Annotated in this window: 22 protein-coding genes; 15 read left to right on the forward strand and 7 right to left on the reverse strand. The window is 35.0% G+C overall.

Going from position 1 to position 18,878, the window contains the following annotated elements; all coding sequences use genetic code 11:
- Nucleotides 1-3 precede the first annotated feature (3 nt).
- A complete protein-coding gene (gene xthA, locus A9G41_RS00755; RefSeq protein ID WP_065653574.1) occupies nucleotides 4-810 on the reverse strand; it encodes an exodeoxyribonuclease III in 807 nt (268 codons plus the stop codon).
- Between the two features lie 116 nt (nucleotides 811-926).
- Between xthA and tyrA the strand changes: the two genes are divergently transcribed.
- The 10 genes from tyrA (at nucleotide 927) to A9G41_RS00805 (ending at nucleotide 10,206) form a co-directional block, all read left to right on the forward strand.
- Nucleotides 927-2,048 (forward strand): bifunctional chorismate mutase/prephenate dehydrogenase, encoded by a 1,122-nt coding sequence (gene tyrA, locus A9G41_RS00760; RefSeq protein ID WP_065583245.1) that lies wholly within the window; start codon nucleotides 927-929, stop codon nucleotides 2,046-2,048.
- A 145-nt stretch (nucleotides 2,049-2,193) separates the two neighbouring features.
- On the forward strand, nucleotides 2,194-3,525 hold the full coding sequence (glmM, locus tag A9G41_RS00765) for a phosphoglucosamine mutase (protein WP_065583244.1): 1,332 nt from the start codon (nucleotides 2,194-2,196) through the stop codon (nucleotides 3,523-3,525).
- Between the two features lie 253 nt (nucleotides 3,526-3,778).
- On the forward strand, nucleotides 3,779-4,561 hold the full coding sequence (gene atpB, locus A9G41_RS00770) for a F0F1 ATP synthase subunit A (protein WP_065583243.1): 783 nt from the start codon (nucleotides 3,779-3,781) through the stop codon (nucleotides 4,559-4,561).
- Nucleotides 4,562-4,597: 36 nt separating this feature from the next.
- A complete protein-coding gene (gene atpE, locus A9G41_RS00775) occupies nucleotides 4,598-4,831 on the forward strand; it encodes a F0F1 ATP synthase subunit C (protein ID WP_442902731.1) in 234 nt (77 codons plus the stop codon).
- 24 nt (nucleotides 4,832-4,855) lie between these two features.
- A complete protein-coding gene (gene atpF, locus A9G41_RS00780) occupies nucleotides 4,856-5,326 on the forward strand; it encodes a F0F1 ATP synthase subunit B (protein ID WP_065568354.1) in 471 nt (156 codons plus the stop codon).
- Nucleotides 5,327-5,339: 13 nt separating this feature from the next.
- Nucleotides 5,340-5,873: a F0F1 ATP synthase subunit delta gene (gene atpH, locus A9G41_RS00785; RefSeq protein WP_065583242.1), complete on the forward strand. Its 534-nt coding sequence runs from the start codon at nucleotides 5,340-5,342 to the stop codon at nucleotides 5,871-5,873.
- Between the two features lie 11 nt (nucleotides 5,874-5,884).
- Nucleotides 5,885-7,426, forward strand: a complete 1,542-nt coding sequence (atpA, locus tag A9G41_RS00790; RefSeq protein WP_065583241.1) for a F0F1 ATP synthase subunit alpha — start codon at nucleotides 5,885-5,887, stop codon at nucleotides 7,424-7,426.
- Between the two features lie 15 nt (nucleotides 7,427-7,441).
- The gene (gene atpG / locus A9G41_RS00795; protein WP_065583240.1) at nucleotides 7,442-8,311 is read left to right on the forward strand and encodes a F0F1 ATP synthase subunit gamma; all 870 of its coding nucleotides are present in this window, start codon (nucleotides 7,442-7,444) and stop codon (nucleotides 8,309-8,311) included.
- Nucleotides 8,312-8,358: 47 nt separating this feature from the next.
- Complete coding sequence (atpD, locus tag A9G41_RS00800; protein ID WP_065583239.1) at nucleotides 8,359-9,741, forward strand: F0F1 ATP synthase subunit beta; 1,383 nt, start codon at nucleotides 8,359-8,361, stop codon at nucleotides 9,739-9,741.
- Nucleotides 9,742-9,780: 39 nt separating this feature from the next.
- Nucleotides 9,781-10,206, forward strand: coding sequence for a F0F1 ATP synthase subunit epsilon (locus A9G41_RS00805; RefSeq protein ID WP_065568359.1), 426 nt, complete (start codon nucleotides 9,781-9,783; stop codon nucleotides 10,204-10,206).
- A gap of 269 nt (nucleotides 10,207-10,475) precedes the next feature.
- Here A9G41_RS00805 and A9G41_RS00810 read toward each other — a convergent pair whose 3' ends face one another.
- The 3 genes from A9G41_RS00810 to A9G41_RS00820 form a co-directional block, all read right to left on the reverse strand.
- The gene (locus A9G41_RS00810) at nucleotides 10,476-10,853 is read right to left on the reverse strand and encodes a hypothetical protein (RefSeq protein ID WP_065583238.1); all 378 of its coding nucleotides are present in this window, start codon (nucleotides 10,851-10,853) and stop codon (nucleotides 10,476-10,478) included.
- Between the two features lie 102 nt (nucleotides 10,854-10,955).
- Nucleotides 10,956-11,303 (reverse strand): hypothetical protein, encoded by a 348-nt coding sequence (locus A9G41_RS00815; protein WP_065579508.1) that lies wholly within the window; start codon nucleotides 11,301-11,303, stop codon nucleotides 10,956-10,958.
- Between the two features lie 102 nt (nucleotides 11,304-11,405).
- Entirely contained in the window at nucleotides 11,406-11,744 is a 339-nt protein-coding gene (locus tag A9G41_RS00820) for a hypothetical protein (protein ID WP_065568362.1), read from the reverse strand.
- A 1,143-nt stretch (nucleotides 11,745-12,887) separates the two neighbouring features.
- Here A9G41_RS00820 and A9G41_RS00825 point away from each other — a divergent pair.
- Both A9G41_RS00825 and cobB read left to right on the forward strand, forming a co-directional pair.
- Nucleotides 12,888-13,703, forward strand: a complete 816-nt coding sequence (locus A9G41_RS00825) for a hypothetical protein (protein ID WP_141675264.1) — start codon at nucleotides 12,888-12,890, stop codon at nucleotides 13,701-13,703.
- A gap of 88 nt (nucleotides 13,704-13,791) precedes the next feature.
- Entirely contained in the window at nucleotides 13,792-14,475 is a 684-nt protein-coding gene (gene cobB / locus A9G41_RS00830) for a Sir2 family NAD+-dependent deacetylase (RefSeq protein WP_065583236.1), read from the forward strand.
- Between the two features lie 9 nt (nucleotides 14,476-14,484).
- Here the strand turns inward: cobB and mtgA are convergent, their stop codons facing one another.
- Entirely contained in the window at nucleotides 14,485-15,180 is a 696-nt protein-coding gene (gene mtgA / locus A9G41_RS00835; RefSeq protein ID WP_065583235.1) for a monofunctional biosynthetic peptidoglycan transglycosylase, read from the reverse strand.
- A gap of 48 nt (nucleotides 15,181-15,228) precedes the next feature.
- The gene (mobB, locus tag A9G41_RS00840) at nucleotides 15,229-15,723 is read right to left on the reverse strand and encodes a molybdopterin-guanine dinucleotide biosynthesis protein B (protein ID WP_065568366.1); all 495 of its coding nucleotides are present in this window, start codon (nucleotides 15,721-15,723) and stop codon (nucleotides 15,229-15,231) included.
- An 84-nt stretch (nucleotides 15,724-15,807) separates the two neighbouring features.
- On the opposite strand from mobB, the gene A9G41_RS00845 reads away from it, so the two are divergent.
- Entirely contained in the window at nucleotides 15,808-16,836 is a 1,029-nt protein-coding gene (locus A9G41_RS00845; RefSeq protein WP_065583234.1) for a threonine aldolase family protein, read from the forward strand.
- 127 nt (nucleotides 16,837-16,963) lie between these two features.
- Here the strand turns inward: A9G41_RS00845 and mobA are convergent, their stop codons facing one another.
- The gene (gene mobA, locus A9G41_RS00850) at nucleotides 16,964-17,551 is read right to left on the reverse strand and encodes a molybdenum cofactor guanylyltransferase MobA (protein WP_065583233.1); all 588 of its coding nucleotides are present in this window, start codon (nucleotides 17,549-17,551) and stop codon (nucleotides 16,964-16,966) included.
- 201 nt (nucleotides 17,552-17,752) lie between these two features.
- Here mobA and A9G41_RS00855 point away from each other — a divergent pair, with 201 nt between their 5' ends.
- The gene (locus A9G41_RS00855; protein ID WP_065568369.1) at nucleotides 17,753-18,022 is read left to right on the forward strand and encodes a YihD family protein; all 270 of its coding nucleotides are present in this window, start codon (nucleotides 17,753-17,755) and stop codon (nucleotides 18,020-18,022) included.
- An 8-nt stretch (nucleotides 18,023-18,030) separates the two neighbouring features.
- Complete coding sequence (locus A9G41_RS00860; protein ID WP_065583232.1) at nucleotides 18,031-18,756, forward strand: thioredoxin domain-containing protein; 726 nt, start codon at nucleotides 18,031-18,033, stop codon at nucleotides 18,754-18,756.
- The last annotated feature ends 122 nt before the right edge of the window (nucleotides 18,757-18,878 follow it).

An 18,878-nucleotide genomic window follows, 5' to 3' on the forward strand; every position in this document is an offset into this window, starting at 1 on the left:
TGGTTATGCTAAATCAAATTGAGCCCAAATTGGTGCATGATCAGATGGTTTTTCCATCGCTCTAATATCATAATCAATACCTGTTTGCAGGTAGTAATTCATCATTTTTTTGCTAGCTAAAATCAAATCGATACGTAGCCCAATATGGGTATCAAAACCTTTAGAACGATAATCAAACCAAGAATATGTTTTTTCTTTTGGATAAGCATTACGGTAAGTATCAGTAAAACCAAGTGACATTAAATTTTTTATCCATTCACGCTCTTCTGGCAAAAATGAACATTTACCTGTACGTAACCAACGTTTTCGGTTTTCTTCGGCAAGACCTATATCTAAATCGGTTGGGCAAATATTCATATCCCCCATTATTAATGATAATTGGCTATTTAATTGTTGCTGTTCGATATAAGTTATTAGATCTTGATAGAATTTACGCTTAGCAGGATATTTTATTTCATGATGTAAACTTTCACCTTGCGGAAAATAACCATTAATTACCATCAAATTGCCTTGGCTAGTTGGTAACTCAGCAATAATCAAACGGCATTGTGCGTCTTCGTTATCGGTTGGAAAACCACACTGTACTGAAATGGGTTTTTGTTTAGTTAACAATGCCACACCATAGTGACTTTTTTGCCCGTGATAATATAAGTGATAACCAAACTGAGCAAGCTCTTCAACGGGAAATTGGTCATTATGTACTTTGGTTTCTTGAAGACCAATAATATCTGGTTGGTGGATATCAATAATTGCCGCTAGCTGATGAATTCGGGCTCGAAGGCTGTTAATATTAAAAGAGATGACTTTCATGATTATTTTATTGTGTTACATTTAATGTTGTAGTTGCCCCATCCTACCAAAAATACGTTATACTGTTAAGCTATTACATAAAGAGTTGTCATTTGTGATAAAAGGAATAGCCGAATATGTCTACGGAATTAACTGCCTTGCGCGATAAAATTGATGAAGTTGATAAATCAATTTTATCATTAATTACCAAACGATTAGCATTAGTTACCGAAGTTGGTGAAGTAAAAAGTAAACATGGTATTCCTATTTATGATCCTAAACGTGAAGCAGAGATGCTAAATAAAAGGAGACAAGAAGCTGAAAATGCGGGTATACCTCCCGCATTAATTGAAGATATTTTACGTCGTTTGATGCGTGAATCGTATATTAGCGAAAATGACAAAGGTTTCAAAAAAGTTTATACAGGCCAAGGTTCTATAGTTATTGTTGGTGGTAATGGACAAATGGGGCGGTTGTTTGCTCGGTTATTTACATTATCAGGCTACCAAGTTAAAACGTTAGGCTCTAAAACTATGCATCAAGCTACTGAAATAGTTGCTGATGCTGCTGCGGTTATTGTCACAGTGCCAATAAATAAAACTTGTGAAATCATAAAGCAATTACCGCAATTGCCAACAGATTGTATCTTAACGGATTTTACTTCTATCAAAGCTAAACCACTTGAAACAATGCTAGAAAAGCATCAAGGACCCGTTGTCGGATTGCATCCTATGTTTGGCCCTGATGTGCCTAATTTAGCCAAACAAATCATCGTTTATTGTGAAGGTCGCGAACCTACTAAGTATCAATGGTTAATTGAGCAAATGCGTATATGGGGTGCTAATTTATGCGCTATTGATGCCAAAGAGCATGATAAATGCATGTCGTTCATTCAAGCATTACGCCATTTTACCTCTTTTTCATACGGCGTAAATTTACAACGTGAACAGGCTGATTTAGAGCAACTAATTGCACTATCATCTCCTATCTATCGGCTTGAGCTGATGATGGTTGGACGGTTGTTTGCTCAAGATCCGGCTCTTTATGCCGATATCATTATGGCATCAGATGATAATATCGAATTAATCAAGCGCTATTACGAGCGCTTTGGGCAAATGGTGAGATTAATTGAACAACGTAATAAAACTAAATTTATTGATAATTTTAATGAAGTCACCGCCTGGTTTGGCAATTATGCAGAACGCTTTATCAAAGAGAGCCAAGTATTATTAAAATTTGCCAATGATAGTCGAGAATAGCTTTATACTGAAACGTATATTTTATTGAGTTTTTTTACAACTTGGGGTATGCGTTTTATCAAAAAATAATCGCATACAACTTTAAAGTAAAGTATAGTTAATTAAATGTTGTCCAAAATAACAAATATTAGTGTAAGGGAACAAAATGTCTAATCGGAAATATTTTGGTACAGATGGGATCCGCGGTAAAGTTGGAATGTATCCTATCACACCAGATTTTGCGCTCAAATTAGGCTGGGCAGCGGGTCGTGTGCTTGCCAAAGATGGGGTGAAAAAAGTATTAATCGGTAAAGATACTCGCATTTCAGGCTATATGCTTGAGTCAGCACTGGAAGCAGGTTTTGCCTCCGCTGGCGTTGCCGCTGCTTTTACAGGCCCTATGCCAACCCCCGCCATAGCCTATTTAACTCGTACTTTTCGGGCTGATGCTGGGGTGGTCATTTCTGCTTCACATAACCCTTTTTATGATAATGGTATTAAGTTCTTTTCAGCCGAAGGGAAAAAGCTTGATGATGCTATTGAATTAGAAATTGAGGCTGAGCTTGAAAAAGAGATCGATTGTGTAGAATCAAAACAACTTGGTCGAGCAAGCCGTATCACCGATGCAGCGGGACGCTATATCGAATTTTGTAAAAGCACATTCGATCATGATTTAAGTCTAGCTACATTAAAAATTGTTGTCGATTGCGCTAATGGTGCGACTTACCACATCGCTCCTAAAGTATTACGAGAGCTTGGCGCGCAAGTGATCAAAATTGGTTGTGAACCTGATGGTGTTAATATCAATGAAAACTGTGGTGCAACTGACGTTAAGGCTCTCGCTAAATGTGTTATTGATGAAAAAGCAGATTTAGGCTTTGCATTAGATGGTGATGGCGATCGTATCATCATGGTTGATCATAAAGGACGCAAAATTGATGGTGATCAAATTATTTACATCATTGCTCGCGAGGCACTGAGACAAGGTCAACTCAAAGGTGGAGTTGTTGGCACATTAATGAGCAATATGGGGCTTGAAATTGCACTTAGAAATCTTGGAATTCCTTTTGTCCGAGCCAAAGTGGGTGATCGTTATGTGCTTGAAAAATTAGTAGAAAAAAACTGGCGCTTAGGTGCTGAAAATTCAGGTCATGTGTTATTATTAGATAAAACCACCACCGGTGATGGTATCGTTGCGGGCTTACAAGTACTAGCGGCAATGGTGCGTAATGATATGTCATTAGCTGATTTATGCAGTGGCATGACAATGCTACCGCAAGTCTTAATTAATATCCATTTTTCAGGCAAAGAAGATCCACTAAATAGCAATGTAGTAAAATCAGCTATTGAACAAGCAGAAAAACAGCTTGGCAATCATGGGCGAGTTTTGCTCCGTAAATCGGGTACAGAACCACTTATTCGCGTCATGGTTGAGGGAAACAATGAAATGGAAGCACAAAAATTAGCAGAAACTATTGCCATAGCGGTTAAAAATTAAAAATAGCCTCATTTATGCCCATTAATTAAGCCATTGATTGAACAATATTTGGTTTAAAATAATGGGTAAAGTTGCGCATATTTACACAAAATTAGTAAAAAGTGTCTAAATTTTTAATTTCGTTAATCAAAGGTTGACTTAATATAGGTAATTGGGTTTAAAATAGTGGCTTCAATTATTACAACGATTGCTTATACCTTTTCTTGGTAAATAAGCAGTATTCTTTGTTTTTAGAAATAAGTAAGAGGGTTATATGTCTGTTTCCTCTCCAGCTTCACCACAAGCTTACATCAAGCATCATCTTGAGAACTTGCAAGTAGGTTCGGGTTTTTGGACCTTAAACCTTGACTCACTGTTCTTTTCAATTCTACTTGGTGTAATCTTTTTATGGATTTTTCACCGCGTTGCTAAAAAAGCAACTAGTGGAGTGCCAAGTAAATTACAATGTGCTGTTGAGATGATTTTTGAATTTGTAAACAATACCGTTAAAGATATGTTCACAGGTCAAAATAAACTCATTGCACCATTAGCTTTAACAGTGTTTATTTGGGTTTTTTTAATGAATTTTATGGATCTTATCCCGGTTGACTTTCTACCTTATGCAGGCCAATACCTAGGTCTATCACATTTAAGGGTTGTTCCAACAGCTGATGTTAGCATCACTATGTCAATGTCTTTAGGCGTGTTTGCCCTTATTATTATTTATTCTATTAAATATAAAGGGATTAGTGGTTTCATTAAAGAATATACACTTCACCCTTTCAATCACTGGGCATTTGCGCCTATTAATTTAGTGCTTGAATTAGTTAGCCTTTTAGCTAAACCTGTTTCTTTAGGACTTCGACTTTTCGGAAATATGTATGCTGGTGAACTTATCTTCATCTTAATTGCTGCATTATTACCTTGGTGGTCACAGTGGGTATTGTCATTACCTTGGGCCATCTTCCATATTTTAATTATTACATTACAAGCATTTATTTTTATGGTGTTGACGATCGTTTATTTAGCTATGGCGTCGGCAACGGAAGATCATTAATTTTAATATTTTTTTGATAATAAACTGGAGTATATAATGGATATTAGTATGTTATTTGTAGCCGCAGGTATAATGATGGGATTAGCTGCAATTGGTGGTGCAGTTGGTATTGGTTTATTAGGTGGTAAATTTTTAGAAGGTGCTGCTCGCCAACCAGAATTAATGCCTATGTTACGTACTCAATTCTTTATCGTTATGGGCTTAGTTGATGCGATCCCAATGATTTGTGTGGGTATTGCGCTTTATGTTATTTTTGCTGTCGCTGGCTAATAAAAATTTAAGAGGAATCGTGTCATGAATATGAACGCAACGCTCCTCGGCCAAGCAATTACATTTGTATTGTTTGTTTGGTTCTGTATGAAGTTTGTTTGGCCTCCAGTTATTGGCGCAATTGAAAAGCGTCAAAAAGAGATAGCCGAAGGACTTGCTTCAGCAGAAACAGCAAAAAAAGATTTGGAATTAGCCAAAGCAAATACATCTGACATAATGCAACAGGCTAAGGTTGAGGCCAATGCAATTATTGAGCAAGCAAACAAACGCAAAGCAGCCATTCTTGAAGAAGCAAAGCAAGAAGCTTCTCGTGAAAAAGAACGAATTGTTGCTCAAGGGCTTGCCGAAGTAGAGGCCGAACGCAAACGAGCTAAAGAAGAGCTCAAACAACAAGTCGCTACACTCGCTATTGCTGGTGCAGAAAAAATTATTCAACGTTCTGTTAATGAAGCCGCAAATAGCGACATCATTGATAAACTCGTAGCTGAACTATAAGGAGATATGAGCAATGGCTGACTTAATTACGATTGCTCGCCCTTATGCTAAAGCCGCTTTCGAGTTTGCGGTAGAAAAAAACAGCATCGAATCATGGCATAAAATGCTAGTGTTGACATCAGAAGTAAGCAAAGATGCTCAAATAAAGAGTGTTTTAACATCTGACATGAAAGCCGATTCGGTGGCTAATTTACTCATCAATATCTGCAAAGATGTGTTAGATGAGTTTAGCACTAACTTTATTAAGATTATGGCTGAAAACAAACGGTTATCACTTCTTCCCGAAGTACTAACTTTGTTTGAGCAATATTGTTTAGAGAAAGATGCCCAAGCAGATGTAGATGTGATTTCTGCTAGTGAGCTAACCAATGAACAACTTAATAAGATTTCTGTCGCTGTCGAAAAACGTTTATCACGAAAAGTAAAACTAAAATGTCACATAGATAAATCGCTCATTTCTGGTTTTATTATTCGTACGGGCGATATGGTTATTGATAGTAGTATCAGAGGGCGTTTAAATCGTTTAAATGACGCTCTACAGTCTTAAGGGGACTGATAATGCAGCTAAATTCAACTGAAATAAGTGAACTAATTAAAGAGCGGATAGCTCAGTTCAATATTGTGAGTGATGCTCACAATGAAGGAACTATCATATCTGTAAGTGATGGTATCCTTCGAATCCATGGACTAACTGATGTAATGCAAGGTGAAATGATTGCATTACCAGGAGGTCGCTATGCAATGGCTCTCAACCTTGAAAGAGACTCTGTCGGTGCAGTGGTCATGGGACCATACGAAGATTTGTCTGAAGGAATGAAAGTCCAATGTACTGGTCGTATATTACAAGTACCAGTCGGTGAAGGTTTATTAGGTCGCGTTATTAACACACTAGGTGAGCCAATTGATGGTAAAGGTTCACTTCAACATGATGGATTTTCACCAGTTGAAGTTGTTGCCCCTGGTGTTATCGATCGTAAATCCGTTGATCAAGCATTACAAACTGGCTATAAAGCCGTTGACTCAATGATTCCAATTGGCCGAGGTCAGCGTGAACTTATCATCGGTGACCGTCAAACCGGTAAAACAGCACTTGCTATTGATGCGATCATCAACCAACGTGACTCTGGCGTAAAATGTATCTATGTCGCTATTGGACAAAAACAATCAACTATTGCCAATGTTGTGCGTAAACTTGAAGAACATGGTGCATTAAAAAATACGATTGTTGTTGTTGCCTCTGCATCTGAATCAGCAGCATTACAATATTTAGCACCATATGCAGGTTGTGCAATGGGCGAATACTTTCGCGATCGTGGTCAAGATGCATTAATTGTTTATGATGATTTATCTAAACAAGCGGTTGCTTACCGTCAAATTTCGTTATTACTTCGTCGCCCACCTGGACGTGAAGCTTACCCTGGTGATGTATTTTATCTTCACTCGCGTTTACTTGAACGTGCTGCGCGTGTCAACGAAGCCTATGTTGAAGAGTACACTAAAGGCGAAGTTAAAGGTAAAACAGGTTCTTTAACTGCATTACCAATTATTGAAACTCAAGCTGGTGACGTTTCGGCATTCGTACCAACTAACGTAATTTCGATTACTGATGGTCAGATATTCCTTGAAACTAGCCTATTTAACTCAGGAATTCGCCCAGCGGTTAACCCAGGAATTTCAGTTTCACGTGTAGGTGGTGCAGCGCAAACTAAGATAATGAAAAAATTATCAGGTGGTATCCGTACTGCGCTTGCACAATATCGTGAATTAGCTGCGTTCTCACAGTTTGCATCTGACTTAGATGAAGCAACAAGAAATCAATTAAGCCACGGTGAAAAAGTAACCGAATTGTTAAAACAAAAGCAATACTCACCAATGACTGTTGCTGAACAATCAATTGTACTTTACGCCGCTGAGCGTGGTTATTTAGAAGATGTTGAACTTGCTAAAGTGTTACCATTTGAAACCGCACTACTTGCTTATGCTCATAGTCAACATGGCGATTTTGTTAAACAAATTGATGAGACCGGTAATTACAATGATGAGATTGAAAGTAAGCTAAAAGCATTACTTGAAAGCTTTAAATCAACTCAAACTTGGTAAGGGTGGGGGTAAAAAATGGCTAATGCAAAAGAAATTAGAACCAAAATTGCCAGTATCCAAAGTACGCAAAAGATCACTAAAGCGATGGAAATGGTTGCTAACTCTAAAATGCGTAAAACGCAAGATAGAATGGCCGCTAGCCGACCATATGCAGAGATGATCCGTGAAGTAATTGGACATTTAGCGTTAGCTCAGATAGGCGCCAAACATCCTTATTTAGAACAAAGAGATGTAAAGCGAATTGGCTACCTTATCATTTCAACCGATCGTGGTTTATGTGGTGGTTTAAATATCAACCTTTTTAAAAGTGTTATTGCCGATATGTCAGCATGGCAAGAAAAAGGGGTGGAAACTGATGTTGCTTTAATTGGCTCTCGAGGTGTTTCATTTTTTTCATCATTGAAAACAAACATCTTAACCCAAGTCACTAACTTGGGAGACGAGCCAACTTTATCCAATTTAATTGGTCCGGTAAAAACAATGCTTGAGGCATATGACAGCGGTAAAATTGATAAATTATATATTGTTACCAATAAATTTATTAATACGATGTCGCAAAAGCCAACAATACAGCAATTATTACCATTACCACCATCAGAAGATAAAGAGCTCAAAGCTTCATCATGGGATTATATTTATGAGCCTGACGCTAAATCACTATTAGATGTGATTTTACGTCGCTATATTGAATCACAAGTCTACCAAGCAGTGGTTGATAATTTAGCGAGTGAACAAGCAGCAAGAATGGTAGCCATGAAAGCGGCAACAGATAACGGTGCAAACCTAATTAATGAATTGCAAATTGTGTATAACAAAGCGCGCCAAGGTGCGATTACTAATGAATTGATTGATATTGTATCCGGTGCAGCCGCGGTTTCAGGTTAGTGCTAAATATTGGCTTATAGTTAAGAAAAAGACGTAGAGGATTAAAAATGGCTACTGGAAAGATTGTCCAGATCATCGGTGCGGTGGTTGATGTCGAATTCCCCGAAGATGCAGTACCAAAGGTATATGACGCATTAGAAGTGGAAACTGGCACTGAAAAATTAGTTCTGGAAGTTCAACAACAATTAGGTGGTGGCGTTGTTTGTTGTATTGCGATGGGATCATCTGATGGTTTAAGACGTGGACTTAAAGTGGTAAACACTGGTCACGGCATTGAAGTACCAGTGGGGACTAAAACACTGGGGCGTATCATGAACGTACTTGGTGATCCGGTTGATAAAGCAGGTCCAATTGGGGAAGAAGAGCGTTGGGCTATCCACCGCGCAGCACCGACTTATGAAGAACTTGCAAACTCAACTGAATTACTTGAAACAGGTATTAAAGTTATTGATTTAATTTGCCCATTTGCTAAAGGGGGTAAAGTGGGTCTATTCGGTGGTGCTGGTGTGGGTAAAACCGTTAATATGATGGAGTTAATCCGTAACATCGCTATCGAACACTCTGGTTACTCAGTATTTACAGGTGTAGGTGAACGTACTCGTGAAGGTAATGACTTTTATCACGAAATGAAAGAATCAAACGTGCTTGATAAAGTATCGTTAGTTTATGGTCAGATGAATGAGCCACCAGGAAACCGTTTGCGCGTTGCGTTAACTGGTTTAACCATGGCAGAAAAATTCCGCGATGAAGGTAAAGATGTATTATTATTCATCGATAATATTTATCGTTATACCTTAGCTGGTACCGAAGTATCTGCATTATTAGGTCGTATGCCATCGGCTGTAGGTTATCAACCGACATTAGCCGAAGAAATGGGCTTACTACAAGAGCGTATCACTTCAACTAAAACTGGTTCAATTACTTCAATCCAAGCTGTATATGTACCAGCAGATGACTTGACTGACCCATCACCAGCAACAACATTTGCTCACTTAGATGCAACAATCGTATTGAGCCGACAAATCGCCTCATTAGGTATCTATCCAGCGGTGGATCCATTGGATTCAACCAGCCGTCAATTAGATCCTTTAGTGGTTGGTCAAGAGCACTATGATTGTGCCCGTGGTGTTCAATCGATTTTGCAACGTTATCAAGAATTAAAAGATATTATTGCGATTCTTGGCATGGACGAGTTATCAGAAGAAGATAAATTAATTGTTGCTCGTGCGCGTAAGATTCAACGCTTCTTATCTCAACCATTCTTTGTTGCAGAAGTATTTACTGGTTCACCAGGTAAATATGTACCATTGAAAGATACGATAAGTGCATTTACGGGTATCATGAAAGGCGATTATGACCATATACCAGAACAAGCGTTCTATATGGTTGGTTCAATTGATGAAGCGATTGAGAAAGCAAAATCTCTCTAGGAGATTCATTGAGCAGATCGTATTAACGGAGATAGTAATATGGCACTAACTTCCTATCAATTAGAAGTTGTTAGTGCTGAATCTCACCTATTTTCAGGTGATGTTCAGCGAATCAGAGTAACTGGTCAAGAAGGCGAGCTCGGGATTTATCCTGGTCATACACCTTTACTCACAACAATAAAACCTGGTATGGTTGGTATTGTGAAAACGAATGGCGAAGAAGAGTTTATCTATCTGTCTGGTGGTATTTTAGAAGTTCAACCTAACATCGTAACCATCTTAGCAGATACTGCTATTCGCGGTGAAGACTTAGATGAAGCAAGAGCACAAGAAGCGGTAAGGCAAGCGCAGGAACATATTAATCACCTAAGTGATGATGTGTCATTTGCTCAAGCATCTGCCGAACTATCTAAGGCATTAGCAAAAATTCGTGTTATTGAATTAACTCGCCGTGTCGGCCAATAATTTGCTTTTTATGTTGTAGTGCACGAAAAAGGTTACTGGATAGAATTGCTGAGTAACCTTTTTAATTTTAGCGTTCCAAATGTTAAGCGTTAGTTTTCTTTCAATACTCTTCAGTATTATTTTCTTATTAAATTGATACTGAAACCTACATTTTTCTAAAACTTTTTAATAGAAAACTCGCAATAACTTAAAATTTCTTTTTTATTTAAATATAGGAAAATTAGGGTTATACCTACTACTTAGCTGTTTTCGTAAAGTAACAAGGGTAGTTATTCAACAGTTTTTGAAACAAAGTAAACTACACCCAATCCAGCAGAGCAAGAATCATAAATATCATTTTCATTAGCCTCTACAGCGTCATTTTTCGTTATGGCTTGATAACTGTTACCATCATCATCATAGAAAACAAAATGATAAACTTGTGTATATATATACTGTTTTTTTATTGTAGTATTTGTATTTTTCTTCTTTTCTGAAGCCAATAAGGTGACTTTGGTTTTGGACGGATCTAAATTTCCCATATCAACGATACCAACATATTGCATCTGCCTTAGTGCATCGTTCATAAACTGATTTGAACAATTAGGTACTTTAGCAAAAGAGATAGCTGGTAATATTAGCCCAATAATTAAAATAATTTTTTTCATATTATAACCTTAATCTTGTTTTCCTTATTCTGTATAGCTAACTTGTAAAGCTACAGTATCAATTCATTAAATAAATTTTGAAATCTTTGGCAATCTGATCCATTAATCAAAATAATCAATTTGGCGTTTTGATACTAAATAACTATCAACTTCACCTATTGAGCAGTCTTTATTAGAAGCTTCACTTTTGGTGATAACTTCATAAGCTTTATTTTTATTATCATAAAAAACAAAATGGTAAATTTGCGTATATAAATCCTTACTTTTCTGTTCAGATGCTAAAAGGGTTATTCTCAATTTTGATTGATTCAAGTTTTCAATCTCCACTATATTACTATTTTTCAACCACTCCTTAGCCTTATCCAAAGCGCGAGTATGGCAATCTGGCCCTTTAGCAAAAGATAGCATTGGGCATAATATTAACAATATTACTAAAGAAAGCTTTTTCATATAATTACCTTAAGTTATTCTTTTTTTAAATTATATTATTTTTATCATTGACTAAAAACACGCTAAAATGCCAAATTTACTTGCCTATTATTAGATAAGCTACTAATGAACTTGACTTTTGGATATTAGATATTTATTCACATCACTGATTGAACATTCTTCATATGATGCTTGGCTTTTGGTAATAACTTGGTAGCTATTACCATGTGTATCATAAAAAACAAAGTTATATATTTGCGTATACACCCCTTTTTTTATTTCTTCTGATACCAACTGTGTTATTTTAGTTTTAGATTCATCTAACTTTCGAATATCGACTATGTTCTCGTTTTTCATCCAAGCCAAAGTCATATTCATCGGCCAAGAATAACAATTAGGTCCTTTAGCAAAAGAGGCTAATGGGCACAACATTAACAATATTAGTATAGAAAACTTTTTCATCTTATTACCTCAATTCATTCATTTCTTATCTTTGGCAGAATATAACCACTTAATAATTTAACAATAGTTCGATTGATAACTGGCTAATAAGTTTTTGCCCTTGCCCAACTTACCTCTTCAATTAAACTTATTGTTTTCACATAATTATTTAATTTAATTATTTTATAGTGAGTTAGCTTATCATAAACGTGTATTGTTAATACACTATTTGTTATATTAATCCTCGCCCCCAAAATGGATAAATGCCACCGCTGTGATATCAATAAAAAGGGGGGAAGCAAGAGCTTCATATTTGGCCTTCTGGTTTAGATAAACAAGTCAAAGAAATTGGTGATAAAAAAGGCTAAACCAATGAAAATGATTAAGCTAGTTGTTATATTGTTGGTTAATTTTATAGGGGGATTACTAAGTTATCGATAGTGTTATCACTTTATCAGGAAACACGGTACACCTGAGTCTTATTATTTACTATTTTATGGTTTGTGTTATTGCTGTTTTATTATTATTTCAATCGTTATATTAAATAAAACGACCATCAGGTTTAGTTTTTTGTGGGATGATTGTTGGTATTTTAATAAGTTTTATCTTATGGATTACCTGTCCATTCATTGTGGAAAATTATCATAGATCATCAGCCCTGAATGTAGATATTATTATAATCTATCTATTTATACCATCAGCTATTACCCTTAATTTCGCCATATTTCCAGTAAACTTATTGTGTTGTCATTACTCAATTGTTTGGATTGAAAAAATATATAATAAAATTATTCATATGATTAGGTCATCTTAAACCGTATAGAGACAACCAATACGGTATGTCCATTCAAATTAAGTTCTAGTACAATAAAAATCAGTCAGAAAAACCATTGATTTTATTGAAGTTTTTATTTTGAAAAAATGATAAGAAATAATAACATGAATCCTTTTGCTGCAAGCTATACCTTATGGTGTACGGGTTAATACATTAAGTCTATTGTAAAGGCGGATACTATTTAATATTTTGGCTAGGATCATATAAAGTATTGAGATTTAATCTTACATAACTTATTAAATAAAATAATATTATGGATTTTTATAATAAAAAAAATGATATAGTATGAAAGATTAATTTTTGATTATTAATAAAGATGTGATTTTTTAATGAAGAAAATTACTTCCTTCTTATTTTTTATACCCATTATATGGTTAATGTTTTCTTTTTCATGTTTAGCTAAACCAAAAGTTATCCATGTTCTTGTTGCACTATGTGATAACAAATACCAAAAGATTGTTCCTGTTCCAAAAGCTATAGGTAATGGACAAGATCCAAAAAGTAATCTTTATTGGGGAGCCGCTTATGGTTTTAAAACCTATTTTGCAAAACAAAAAGAGTGGCAAGTTATAAAAATTAATCGGCCAAGCAATGATAAAATATTAGAAGAAATAATTTATAAACATCAAAATCAAGATGTTTATATCATAGCGCAAGCATATAATGGTAAATATATAGATGATACTGTCAATGATTTTCTAGATTATGCTGCTGGTAAAAAAGAGCAATCCTATTTGTTTGGTGATAAAAAAGTTATTGTTGGAGGCAAGGCTGACTTAGTTGTTTATATTGGTCATGATTCGTTAATGGAATGGTCATGGCGTAAATATTTACCTGATAGCTGGCGATGGGAAACACTCTCAAAAGAGCAACAGGCAAAACAAAAATCGCGTTATGCAGCAGTATTTGCATGCAAAAGTCAGCAATATTTTTCACCACCGCTATCTCGTTTAGGTATTACGCCACTGATTTTAACTATGCACCGAATGGCACCTGAAGCATATAGCGTTTATGCAATGATTGATAGCTGGCTAAAAGTTGAACCAAAAGAAGTTACCCGCCAAAAGGTAGCAAGCGCTTATAGCCAATATCAAAAACTAAATAAGCCAGCATTACAGATTTTTACAACTGAATATAAGCAATAATCCTAATTATTTTTTTAATCACACGATAAGCACTATAGATGTTTAATTTATAGCAAAATAATTAAATAGCGAAGGTATATATACAATTATGAAAGCACCTAAAATTGTCATTTTAACTGGCGCTGGTATTTCAGCTGAATCTGGATTATCAACGTTCCGTGCACAAAATGGATTGTGGGAAGGGTATAATGTAGATGATGTTGCAACCTATGAGGGATATATTCGAGATCCGATTGCTGTTCATCAATTTTATAATATGTTGCGTAATAAATTACAAGATCCTAATGTAAAACCCAATGCTGCGCATTTTGCATTGGCAGAACTAGAACAAAAGTTAGGTTTTGATAACGTATTAATTGTGACACAAAATGTAGATAATTTGCATGAACAAGCTGGATCAAAAAATATTATTCACATGCATGGTGAGTTATTAAAAGTTCGTAATGAAAAAACAGGGCAGATTATTGATTGTAATAAAGATATCGATTATGCACAAAATACATTAATCCGCCCACATATTGTTTGGTTTGGAGAGATTCCATTACAAATGGATGCTATCCATGACGCACTGTTACAAACAGATTATTTTATTTCAATAGGTACATCAGGGAATGTTTATCCAGCAGCGGGGTTTGTTCAGATTGCAAATCAATCTGGTGCTAAAACCATTGAACTGAATTTAGAGCCTAGCTTTAAACAAAATTTATTCCAAACAAAAATTTATGGACCTGCAAGTAAAATTGTTCCTGAATTTATTAAGACATTTATCTAACAATAAACGCTATTTTAGCTTTTTTAGATAATTTTTATTACCCAAATTATTCATTTGGTTATAAATCCATTTAGCTCTTTTTTGTACCCGTTCACTTGCTATTGTTGGACTCCAACGCCTTGGGTTAGGTAATATTGCTGCAAGTAAACTTGCTTGCTTTGCAGTTAACTGATTAGCACTAACATTAAAATAGTGCTGAGCGGCGGCTTCAATACCAAAAATACCCTCTCCCCATTCAGCACAATTTAAATAGATTTCCAGTATACGTTTTTTGGGCCAAAATAGTTCTATCCACAATGTAAACCAAGACTCAACACCTTTGCGAATCCAGCTACGAGATGGCCATAAAAAGATATTTTTAGCAACTTGCTGAGTGATTGTGCTAGCTCCTTTGATTTTTTTGCTATTTTGATTATGATCTAAGGCGATGCGAATAGCATTAAAATCAAATCCCCAATGCACAGCAAAATTTTGATCTTCTGAGGCTATTACGGCAATTTTAATATTGTCCGAAATTTCATTCCAATCTTTCCAAACTCGTTGTTGAGGTATATTCCAATGCATGACTTTACGTTCTATCATTAACATAGACCCATATGGAGGATTCCACCAACGCATAACTAAAGTTGAAAAAACAGATAGCAGCATTAGTCCGATTATTACCTTTTTGGCAATGGCTAGAATTTTTTTTAATAAACGAATCATGCTAATTTTATATAATATAAAGTAAAAAGGTAGATAAGATACGATATATTATTGTTTAAATAAATATCTTTTTATAAAATCAACAATTTGAATTGGTTGATTGATATCAAAAATAGGCACAGAAACATCTAATGGTTCATCACTGGCTATCGCTATTGTAAACTCATCTATATAGAGGGGCTTTTTATTTGCTTGACGATGACAAATGATTTTAGGAATATTTTCGTCTTTAAATCCTTCAATCAATATAATATCAACATCATTAAATTGATTAATGAGCGTGATTAAATCTGCTGGTTTATTCGGTGTTTCTTGAATCATTGCATAACGATTATTACATGCAATAATTGTTTGCAAAGATCCAGCTTTTCGCAATTCATAACTATCTTTACCAGGAATATCAAACTCAATGTTATGGTGCGCATGTTTTAATGAACCAATAGTAAAACCTTGTTCAACGAATAATTCAATGATCTTTTTTAGTAAAGTTGTTTTGCCGTTACCACTATAACCACAAATCCCAATAATTTTCCGGTTGTTCATCGATTCTTTACTCTAATGTGCTATATTGAAGATTAGGTAATATTACACTATTTTATACAATGCCTGTTGGAGAAGGAGCGTTATATGTACGATTTTTTGAATGATTATAATCAAACGGTTCACCCTCATTTACTAAAAAATTTTATTGATATTGCTGATAAAAAATTGAGTGGTTATGGTTTAGATGATATCTGTGATCATGCAATAGAAAGCATAAAAAAACAATTGAAATCACCAAAGGCTGATATTCATTTTATGCCTGGAGGAACTATTACTAATTTAACAGTAATTTCACATATATTAAGACCTTATCAAGCGGTTATTGCAACTGACACAGGGCATATTAATGTGCATGAAACTGGCGCTATTGAGGCGACAGGGCATAAAGTGTTAACAGTGCAAACGGAAGATGGGAAACTGACACCAGAATTGATTAAGCCTGTTTTAACTCATCATTGCGATGAGCATATGGTACAACCTAAACTTGTCTATATCTCAAATACGACAGAACTCGGTACGGTATATACCAAGCAAGAACTCAAAAAACTATATCAATTTTGCCAAAAAAATCACCTTTATCTTTATTTAGATGGTGCAAGATTAGCGATGGCATTAACGGCAAAAGATAATGATATTACTTTTCCTGATTTAGCAAAATATACTGATGTATTTTATATTGGTGGAACTAAAGTGGGGGCTTTTGCTGGTGAAGCGGTGATATTTAATAATCTTTCCATTAATCAAGATTTTCGTTTTAGCATGAAGCAAAAAGGAGCAATCTTAGCCAAAAGCTGGATTATTGCCATACAAATTAAAGCATTAATGCAAAATAATCTTTATTTTGAGTTAGGGAAGCACAGTAATGAGATGGCTGATAAATTAAAAACACTATTTGAGAAAGCAGGGTTAACATTTATCGCCAAACCACAAAGTAATCAGCTATTTGTTAATTGTCCAATCCAACTGGCTGAAAAAATTCTTGCTCATTACGCCGTAGATAATCTTGGACAAACTGATGCTAAACACATTGGTTTGCGTTTTTGCACCTCATGGTCCACACAAGATGAAGAAATAGAATTATTTGCTGAGCAATTTCAGAAATGGTTAGCATAACAAATAAATAGCGATTAGGCGTTGATATGAACTACTTTAAATAAAATAACCTGCTCCCATTATTAAGGCTATATTATCTATTGATAAATAGCCTTAATACCGATGATATACTTATCTTATTTCTATCTCAGTAGTTTTTTATTTGATTTGCTTGTTTAAGTTCTTCAGGCGTATTGATATTAATAAAACAAAAAGTCTGATCATTAAAATCAACGGATTTTGCATCAATTTGTTCTAAAAATGACATTAATTTACGATTACCTTGTTCCAAATACAATTTAAGTTTTTGGATAACTGCTTTATGAATAAGCAAAATAGTTGGGTGATTATACTGACCATCACACGGGTAGATTGCTTTGCTGTTTGAAGTATGTATTGCTAAACGCGCGATTAAATCATTTGGTAAGAAAGGGGTATCACAACTAACAAATAAATTCCAATCTGTTTCACTACGTAATAACCCACTGTAAATGCCAGATAATGGCCCTAAATAGCCAGTTAGATCATCGCTAAATACTGGGTATTGAGCTTTTCGATATTGATTAGTATTACGATTGCAGTTAATCATAATTGAGTCAACTTGAGGTTTGATATGGTTAATGACATGTTGGTAAAGCGGTTTTCCGTTTAACAACAGTAATCCTTTATCATCACCATTCATTCGTAAACTTTGCCCTCCTGCTAGAATAATTGCAGTAATTGGTACACTTTTCATAAATTATTTCTCTTTTGCATTGCCAAAAAACAAAATAACATTACTATATAACAAAGTTGTTTTAAGTTTTAGCATACATATTTTAAACATAGCAGCTCAATTATTCATGAAATTGAGTATATACCAGCCTGTTTTTAATATGTAAATTAAATTTTATATCATCATCTTCAATTGCTTTGAGGATTAAAAAAGGTATTAATTATGAAATGTCATCGTATTGATGAAGTAATGGAATTATTACAACCCGCTTGGGAAAGTGATTCAGATCTTAACCTATTACAATTTTTAGCTAAATTGGGTCAAGAAGCGGGGTTTGAAGGTGAATTAAAGGACTTGAGTGACGAAGTTTTAATTTATCATTTAAAAATGCGAGGCTCAGATAAGAGCGAAGCTATTCCAGGCCTAAAAAAAGATTATGAAGAAGATTTTAAATCTGCGTTGTTAAAAGCACGTGGAATTATAAAAGAATAAGGAGGATTATGAATATGAAAAAAACGCTGATAGCAATTAGTATTGCACTTTTTTCTGTAAACTGTTTTGCAGATGAAGGTAAAACAACAACTAAATCCGAAGTATCAACAACCACAACTGCGCCAGAGCCGATCGAATTAGGCAAACAATATGCTGCATTGCCAACAAACCCTTCACCTGACAAAGAAGTTATAGAGTTTTTTTCGTTTAATTGTCCAAGCTGTTTTAGATTTGAAATTCAAAATCAAGGTTCGCACACCATTGGTAAAGCTTTACCTGAGGGAGTCAAATTTAAACGTTATCATTTAGAGGATTTTGGACCACTAGCTAAAGAGCTTGCGCAAGCGTGGGCTGTAGCGAATGTCCTTGGTATTGAAGATAAAGCTTCAGTTGCACTTTATAATGCAGTTCAAAAAGATAAAACAATAAAAACAGCTGATGATATTAAAGTGGTTTTTGAAAAATTAGGTATCAGTGGTGAAGTGTATGATAAAACCAAAGATGGCTTTTTAGTTAAAGCCTTTATGGCGCAACAAGCAAGTGCAATTAAAGAGATGAAACCAGAGTCTATTCCTACTGTTATTGTTAATCGTAAGTTTTTTATCATAGCAAATCAACTTAATATAACTAGTGATGAAGCATTTATTAATGACTATGCAAGAGTGACTGCATTTGTTGCTGGGTTAGATCCTAATGCAAAAGTAGAGCAAAAAACAAATTCCGATAAAAAATAATGTGATGATATATCATTGTTATCATTTTTTACTAAAAGTATAACTTATTATTTTTAATAGATAAGTTAAGCGTTTAGTACTAATATTACCATCCCTTTGCATAGCTATTTTATGCAAAGGGA

Origin of the sequence: Gilliamella sp. Nev5-1 (genome assembly GCF_001690895.1) — a bacterium.
Lineage (GTDB): Bacteria > Pseudomonadota > Gammaproteobacteria > Enterobacterales > Orbaceae > Gilliamella > Gilliamella apicola_C.

What these genes read in the sequence shown, in the direction of transcription:
- xthA (WP_065653574.1), bottom strand. Translation starts at nt 810, where the DNA reads ATGAAAGTCATCTCTTTTAATATTAACAGCCTTCGAGCCCGAATTCAT.
- tyrA (WP_065583245.1), top strand. Translation starts at nt 927, where the DNA reads ATGTCTACGGAATTAACTGCCTTGCGCGATAAAATTGATGAAGTTGAT.
- glmM (WP_065583244.1), top strand. Translation starts at nt 2,194, where the DNA reads ATGTCTAATCGGAAATATTTTGGTACAGATGGGATCCGCGGTAAAGTT.
- atpB (WP_065583243.1), top strand. Translation starts at nt 3,779, where the DNA reads ATGTCTGTTTCCTCTCCAGCTTCACCACAAGCTTACATCAAGCATCAT.
- atpE (WP_442902731.1), top strand. Translation starts at nt 4,598, where the DNA reads ATGGATATTAGTATGTTATTTGTAGCCGCAGGTATAATGATGGGATTA.
- atpF (WP_065568354.1), top strand. Translation starts at nt 4,856, where the DNA reads ATGAATATGAACGCAACGCTCCTCGGCCAAGCAATTACATTTGTATTG.
- atpH (WP_065583242.1), top strand. Translation starts at nt 5,340, where the DNA reads ATGGCTGACTTAATTACGATTGCTCGCCCTTATGCTAAAGCCGCTTTC.
- atpA (WP_065583241.1), top strand. Translation starts at nt 5,885, where the DNA reads ATGCAGCTAAATTCAACTGAAATAAGTGAACTAATTAAAGAGCGGATA.
- atpG (WP_065583240.1), top strand. Translation starts at nt 7,442, where the DNA reads ATGGCTAATGCAAAAGAAATTAGAACCAAAATTGCCAGTATCCAAAGT.
- atpD (WP_065583239.1), top strand. Translation starts at nt 8,359, where the DNA reads ATGGCTACTGGAAAGATTGTCCAGATCATCGGTGCGGTGGTTGATGTC.
- A9G41_RS00805 (WP_065568359.1), top strand. Translation starts at nt 9,781, where the DNA reads ATGGCACTAACTTCCTATCAATTAGAAGTTGTTAGTGCTGAATCTCAC.
- A9G41_RS00810 (WP_065583238.1), bottom strand. Translation starts at nt 10,853, where the DNA reads ATGAAAAAAATTATTTTAATTATTGGGCTAATATTACCAGCTATCTCT.
- A9G41_RS00815 (WP_065579508.1), bottom strand. Translation starts at nt 11,303, where the DNA reads ATGAAAAAGCTTTCTTTAGTAATATTGTTAATATTATGCCCAATGCTA.
- A9G41_RS00820 (WP_065568362.1), bottom strand. Translation starts at nt 11,744, where the DNA reads ATGAAAAAGTTTTCTATACTAATATTGTTAATGTTGTGCCCATTAGCC.
- A9G41_RS00825 (WP_141675264.1), top strand. Translation starts at nt 12,888, where the DNA reads ATGAAGAAAATTACTTCCTTCTTATTTTTTATACCCATTATATGGTTA.
- cobB (WP_065583236.1), top strand. Translation starts at nt 13,792, where the DNA reads ATGAAAGCACCTAAAATTGTCATTTTAACTGGCGCTGGTATTTCAGCT.
- mtgA (WP_065583235.1), bottom strand. Translation starts at nt 15,180, where the DNA reads ATGATTCGTTTATTAAAAAAAATTCTAGCCATTGCCAAAAAGGTAATA.
- mobB (WP_065568366.1), bottom strand. Translation starts at nt 15,723, where the DNA reads ATGAACAACCGGAAAATTATTGGGATTTGTGGTTATAGTGGTAACGGC.
- A9G41_RS00845 (WP_065583234.1), top strand. Translation starts at nt 15,808, where the DNA reads ATGTACGATTTTTTGAATGATTATAATCAAACGGTTCACCCTCATTTA.
- mobA (WP_065583233.1), bottom strand. Translation starts at nt 17,551, where the DNA reads ATGAAAAGTGTACCAATTACTGCAATTATTCTAGCAGGAGGGCAAAGT.
- A9G41_RS00855 (WP_065568369.1), top strand. Translation starts at nt 17,753, where the DNA reads ATGAAATGTCATCGTATTGATGAAGTAATGGAATTATTACAACCCGCT.
- A9G41_RS00860 (WP_065583232.1), top strand. Translation starts at nt 18,031, where the DNA reads ATGAATATGAAAAAAACGCTGATAGCAATTAGTATTGCACTTTTTTCT.